The organism is Mesorhizobium sp. M5C.F.Ca.IN.020.32.2.1 (genome assembly GCF_004023105.1).
Taxonomy (GTDB): domain Bacteria; phylum Pseudomonadota; class Alphaproteobacteria; order Rhizobiales; family Rhizobiaceae; genus Mesorhizobium; species Mesorhizobium wenxiniae.
The window spans coordinates 1-5,142 of record NZ_RZSX01000450.1 but is presented as its reverse complement, the minus strand read 5'-3'; the positions used below and the strand labels follow the sequence as shown (position 1 = coordinate 5,142).

6 protein-coding genes and 1 pseudogene are annotated in these 5,142 nt (G+C 60.1%); 2 read left to right on the top strand and 5 right to left on the bottom strand.

The annotated features are described in order from the left end of the window. The first annotated feature begins 47 nt into the window (after window positions 1–47). Window positions 48–611 (top strand): DUF1003 domain-containing protein, encoded by a 564-nt coding sequence (locus EOA86_RS21395; protein WP_128343445.1) that lies wholly within the window; start codon window positions 48–50, stop codon window positions 609–611. Continuing rightward, window positions 608–1,195, top strand: coding sequence for a DedA family protein (locus tag EOA86_RS21390; protein ID WP_128343442.1), 588 nt, complete (start codon window positions 608–610; stop codon window positions 1,193–1,195). The genes EOA86_RS21395 and EOA86_RS21390 overlap by 4 nt, the downstream gene beginning before the upstream one ends. A 200-nt stretch (window positions 1,196–1,395) precedes the next feature. Here EOA86_RS21390 and EOA86_RS21385 read toward each other — a convergent pair whose 3' ends face one another. From EOA86_RS21385 to EOA86_RS21365, 5 genes and pseudogenes are all read right to left on the bottom strand, one after another. Further along, complete coding sequence (locus EOA86_RS21385) at window positions 1,396–1,983, bottom strand: hemerythrin domain-containing protein (protein ID WP_128343441.1); 588 nt, start codon at window positions 1,981–1,983, stop codon at window positions 1,396–1,398. A 39-nt stretch (window positions 1,984–2,022) separates the two neighbouring features. Next, entirely contained in the window at window positions 2,023–2,382 is a 360-nt protein-coding gene (locus tag EOA86_RS21380; protein ID WP_029352991.1) for a diacylglycerol kinase, read from the bottom strand. A gap of 94 nt (window positions 2,383–2,476) precedes the next feature. Further along, entirely contained in the window at window positions 2,477–2,896 is a 420-nt protein-coding gene (locus EOA86_RS21375) for a GFA family protein (RefSeq protein ID WP_128343439.1), read from the bottom strand. Window positions 2,897–3,311: 415 nt separating this feature from the next. Then, window positions 3,312–4,685 (bottom strand): 3-deoxy-7-phosphoheptulonate synthase class II, encoded by a 1,374-nt coding sequence (locus tag EOA86_RS21370; RefSeq protein ID WP_065009497.1) that lies wholly within the window; start codon window positions 4,683–4,685, stop codon window positions 3,312–3,314. Window positions 4,686–4,867: 182 nt separating this feature from the next. Then, window positions 4,868–5,142 (bottom strand): annotated as a pseudogene (locus tag EOA86_RS21365) (transcription-repair coupling factor); the annotation flags it as partial.

Below are 5,142 nucleotides of genomic sequence, written 5' to 3'. Positions count from 1 at the left end.
GTGCGAACCAGTAGCCTCTACCTCTATCGCTGACGACGGAGGCGACGATGAACAAGACGATCGAGGAACTGGCGAACCGTTGGCTGAAGCGAAAGCCGGACGGCCTCAGCGCACCTGAAAACCGGGTGCTGCAATCAACGCTCGAACGCACCACGATCTCGAAGGACACCAACAAGGCCGTCGCTTTTCATCAGACGTTTGGCGACCGCCTCGCCGACACCATCGCCCGGATCGGCGGTTCCTGGTCCTTCATCCTGGCCTTCATCGCCTTCCTGATCCTGTGGGCATCAGGCAATGTCTGGCTCCTGTCGCGCGATGCCTTCGATCCCTATCCCTTCATTTTCCTCAACCTCATCCTGTCCATGATCGCTGCGCTGCAGGCGCCGGTGATCATGATGGCGCAGAACCGCCAGGCCGAGCGCGACCGCATCGACGCCGCCCACGACTACGAGGTCAATCTGAAGGCCGAGATCGAGATCATGGCGCTGCATGAGAAGCTGGACGAACTGCGCCACAGCCAGATCGTTGGCATGCGCGACGAGATCGTCCAGCTGGCCGAGCAGGTGAAGCGGATCGACGAGATTCTGTCGAAGCAGCGGACGCGTTCATGACAGATGCCATCCACCATCTCGTCGAACAATACGGGCTGATTGCCGTCTTTCTGGGCTGTGTCGCCGAGGGCGAAAGTGCCGCCCTGCTTGGCGGATTTTTCGCCCATCAGCATGTCTTCGTCCTGTGGCAGGCGTTTCTGGCGGCCTCCATCGGCGCCTTTGTCGGCGACACTTTATTCTTCACCCTCGGACGAAGCTTCGCCAATCATCCCCTTGTGATCAAATTGAGAGGTCGGCCAGGCTTCAGCCACGCCTATCGTCTCGTCTCTAACCATCCCGACATGTTCGTGCTATCGAACCGCTTCATTTACGGCCTGCGCCTTGTCGGCGGCATCGCGGCCGGATTGTCCGGCATTGCCGTGACGCGCTTTGTCATTCTCAACGTCATTTCATCCATAGTCTGGGCCGGATTATTCACCACTATCGGCTATGTGTTCGGGCTGGGCGCGGAGCGCATCGTCGGCCAGGCGTTGGCCCGTCACGAGCGATTGCTGATCGCCCTGGCGATTGGGTTGGCAGCGGCGGTCCTCGCCTCGTTCATCGCTCACACCATTGCCAAAAAGGAGCGTAGCAAGGAAACGTAAGGGTCGAGCAAACCTGACCTCACCTTGCTCCGGGATGTGTTGAGATTCAGGTCAGGCCGAGTCGGAGTCGAGGACGGGCGCGAAGCGACCAAACAGGTGGGTTCCGAGAACCAGAGCGCAGCGTACTTTTGGGTACGTGAGCACCGGAAGCACAGGAAGCCGCCATTTGCAGGCCGGCATCACCTGAATATCCACACATCCTAATCGATGCCGAGCGTCCGATCGCCGCGATCAAGGATCAGCGGAATGATCAGGTCTTCCTCATCGGCAAGGTGCCGGGTCAGCATGGCGATCAGCCGGCTGTTCTGGTCGGCATACGCATCGGCGGCAAAGCGCTGCTTGTCCTCGCTGTCCTGAAGCGTGCGGATGAAGGCGTTCGCGGTCTCGGCATTGCGCTCCAGCCCCTCATGGATCGTGTGATGATCGGCATCCAGAATCTCGAAGCCGCGCTTCAGCCGGACCTCGGCTTTGGCGAATACCGGGAAATAATGATGGTCCTCGACATTGTGGTGACCGTCGAGATTGCCGAGAAAATGGTTGAGGCGCGGCGCGAACCAGCGAGCGAACTCCGGCCCCGTCAGCCTGCCCTCGTGATAGTCGCCGATACCGTTGGTCAGCATGCCGCCGAGCTCGCGGAACATGTCGTGCCGCTGCAGCCACATAGTGGCGATGCCATGGATGTTGGAATGCCCCTGCCAGATCTCGCGCGGATATTTCTCAGTCAGCCAGCGCAAATCATCGGGCAGGCCGACACGCTCGAGCAGAAGAAAATCAGTAGTGTCCGACATGACGGTCTCCTTTGGTAACCGTCATATAAGAGGTGAGGATTAGATCGGTAGCCCCAAGATTCGCTCGATGATGGCGATGCCCCAGACGCCGGCAACGATCACCACCGAAATCAGCACCGCCAGCGAACCGCAGTCTTTGGCGAGCTGGATATCGACGTTGAATTCCCGGCTGAACGCATCGCATGCGGCCTCGATGCCGGTGTTCAGCACTTCGACCATGATCAGGAGCAGCACCGCCCCGATCAACAGCGCATAGCCGCGCCACGACACCGAAACAAACCAGCCAAGCGGCAACGCCAGCACGAGCAGCATCAGCTCCTGCTGGAAGGCTTTTTCGCTGGAAGCCAATTTGCGAAATGCCCGCACTGAATTGAAGAAAGCATCGATCAGCCGCTGCATGCCAAACCTTTCCGAATCACCGGCAGGGGATAGCGCAATGGCCGGATCAAGGGAATAAGGCGATCTCTCCAAAAATCATTCGTCGGCGACCTTCTCACTCATCCGCGACCTTGATCGACGGCGCCGACTTCTCGAACTGCGGCAGCCCATCGTCGATCGTGTAGTAGTCGCCCTTGTCGCCGACGAAGATGTGACATTGCCCCTGAAGTCCCGTGGGCTCGTCGAATAGTCCCGCCATAACCGAGATGTAGGCATCTTGCCGTGGCTTCCAGAACAGCAGAGAGCCGCATGTCTTGCAAAAGCCGCGCTTTGCAAACGAAGACGCTTCGTACCAAGTGATGCTCTCGGCACCTGAGATTGTGATGTTCCCTTCGGGGACATTGGTTGCAGCGTAGAAGTGACCACTCTGCTTCCGGCATTGCGAGCAGTGACAATAGATTACGCCGCGCAATGGCCCCCGCGTCTTGAAGCGCACGGCTCCGCACAGGCATGACCCGATATGAGTGTCGTCCATCTCGCCTCCCCAGCCAGTCGCCATCCTCGGCATTGCAGCAGGATTCCAGTTTTATCGCCGCCGCGCACGAGCAAATGCGACACAAAGCGGGCGTGTTCGAACTGCAGCTATGAAATCGACCGCGACCCCAAAAGCGTGGCGCTGCGCTAAATTTGCCATGGAGATCGCTGCGAGAAGGCGCGGAGGTGCTTTATATGAAGGATCGCCTGTCGGACGATACGATCGGCATCATTGTCGTTCGAGTGCTTTCATGAGCGCATGGAACCACGGCATAGAGTGATCAGAGCACTCAAGAATATGACAAGAGCCAAGGCAGTTAGCCCGGAGATACCCGACGCTGATGAGCCGCCAAGTGGTCCGGGTTGCTCAGAAGCTGGGGATTTCTCCGGCGCTTCTTGATCGATGGCGACTGAAATCAGCCGTTGACGGCCTGCTTGTGCTGGACCGGGTGGCTCTTCTTGAGCAGGTCCGAGACCAGGAATGCCAGCTCGATCGCCTGGTCGGCGTTGAGGCGCGGGTCGCAATGGGTGTGGTAGCGATCCTGCAGCTCCTCGGCGGTGATGGCGCGGGCGCCACCGGTACATTCGGTGACGTTCTTGCCGGTCATCTCGATATGGATGCCGCCCGGATGCGTGCCTTCGGCACGATGCACCTCGAAGAAGGTCTGAACTTCCTTCAGGATGCGGTCGAACGGCCGCGTCTTGTAGCCGGCGGCCTCGATGGTGTTGCCATGCATCGGGTCCGACGACCACACCACGCTCCGGCCTTCTTTTTTCACCGCGCGCAGCAGCTTCGGCAGATGGTCGGCGACCTTGTCGGAGCCGAAGCGCGCGATCAGCGTCAGCCGGCCGGGCTCGTTCTCCGGATTGAGCAGGTCGATGAGTTGCAGCAAGCCGTCCGGCGTCAGCGACGGGCCGCATTTCAGGCCCAGCGGGTTCTTGATGCCACGGCAGTATTCGACGTGGGCATGGTCGGGCTGGCGGGTGCGATCGCCGATCCAGATCATATGGCCGGAGGTCGCATACCAGTCGCCCGAGGTCGAATCGACGCGGGTCAGCGCCTCCTCATAGCCGAGCAGCAGCGCCTCGTGGCTGGTGTAGAAGTCGGTCTCGCGCAGCGCGTAATTGGTCTCCGAGGTGATGCCGACGGCCTTCATGAAGTCCATCGTCTCGGTGATGCGGTTGGCGAGCGACTCGTATTTCTCGCCTTGCGGGCTGTCCGAAACGAAGCCCAGCATCCATTGATGCACGTTCTCCAGGCTGGCGTAGCCGCCCTGGGCGAAGGCGCGCAAAAGATTGAGCGTCGCCGCCGATTGGCGGTACGCCATTTCCTGGCGTGCGGGATCGGGAATACGCGACTTGGCGTCGAACTCGATGCCGTTGATGATGTCGCCGCGATAGCTGGGCAACGTCACGCCACCCTTGGTCTCGTTGTCGGACGAGCGCGGCTTGGCGAACTGGCCGGCAACACGGCCGACCTTCACCACCGGCTGCGCGCCGGCAAAGGTCAGCACCACGGACATCTGCAGGAAGACGCGGAAGAAGTCGCGGATGTTGTCCGCGCCATGCTCGGCAAAACTCTCGGCGCAATCGCCGCCCTGCAGAAGGAATGCGTCACCGGCAGCGACGGTCGCAAGCTGCTTCTTCAGCTTGCGTGCCTCACCTGCAAAAACCAGCGGTGGAAAGGTGGCAAGCTGGCCTTCCGTGTTCTTCAGCGCGGCAAGATCCGGATAGGCAGGAACCTGCTGGATCGGCTTTGCTCTCCACGAATTCGGCGACCATTTCGTCATCGTTGCACCCAACGTTCTTTCCAGCGGGTGCTATCGCCCGCCATTTCGCCCCAAATGGGGATCGCGGCTCCATACACGAAGCCGATTTCCTATTCTAGACCGGATTTGGACGTGTGGCGAATGGCCGTGATGCGCCAGGAACTGCCGGCGTAGTCATTGGCCAAAGCACCAGCAACGCCTTGCTAGGCAGCCTTCTCCACCAGCCGAGCCAATTGCGTCATGACGACGGCGGCCCCGGCCAGACGCTTTTCAGGTGTTGGCCAGTCGCGGCTGAAGACGACGCTCTGGTCGGGCCGGATCTTGGCCAGCGAACCCTGCTCGCCGATGAACGTGACCAGCCCGACAGGATTGGAAAACTCGCGCTTGCGGAAATGGATGACAACGCCTTTTGGTCCGGCATCGAGCTTTTCGACATTGGCCTTGCGGCAGAGCGCCTTGATGAAGACGATCTTCAGCC